General features: G+C 65.2%; 1 pseudogene. It reads left to right on the forward strand.

Annotated elements, in window-relative coordinates:
• Positions 1–598: pseudogene (locus tag EOA22_RS36510) on the forward strand (hypothetical protein); the annotation flags it as partial.

Below are 598 nucleotides of genomic sequence, written 5' to 3' on the forward strand. Positions count from 1 at the left end.
CAATTGTTCCAGCCCAAGGAATTCGCATCGCTCGATTATTCCACGCTAAAACTGGTGCGCACGCCGGAAGCGCTGGTCGAGCGGCTGGACAATGGCGCCTGCCAAGGTTGCCATCAGGCCGGTTCCACTGCCGGCTTCCATTTCATCGGCCTTGACGACAAGACGACATCGCCGCTCAACCGCATCGAGGTCGACATCTCGCCGCATCTTCATGCCGAGATCCCGCGCCGCCAGGCCTGGCTGCGCGCTACAGCTGAGGGCAGGGAGCCAAACCGCTTCCGTCCGCTCTCCTTTGCGCCGCCGGCAGCCTGGACGGACGCCGCGGTCGACTACGCGCCGGCCGAGATGGCCATGCCGTGCCTGATGCCGGAAGATGCGGACCGCTTCGGTGCGACCTGGAAATGCGGCGGCGGCACCGTCTGCACGCCGCTGGCCACCGCTTCGGGCGTGCACACGAAACTGGCGCAATGCCTGCTGCCCAAGGACAGCGAAAAACTGTTTTCCGGCCATCCCTGCCTGACCGGCTCGATCGCCAGCAATGCGGCGCAGCCTTTCAACGACCGCTACAGCAAATCGGGCCAGTTCGCGGCCTTCGCGC

The sequence above is a fragment of the Mesorhizobium sp. M7A.F.Ca.US.014.04.1.1 genome (assembly GCF_003998745.1).
Taxonomy (GTDB): Bacteria; Pseudomonadota; Alphaproteobacteria; order Rhizobiales; family Rhizobiaceae; genus Mesorhizobium; species Mesorhizobium ciceri.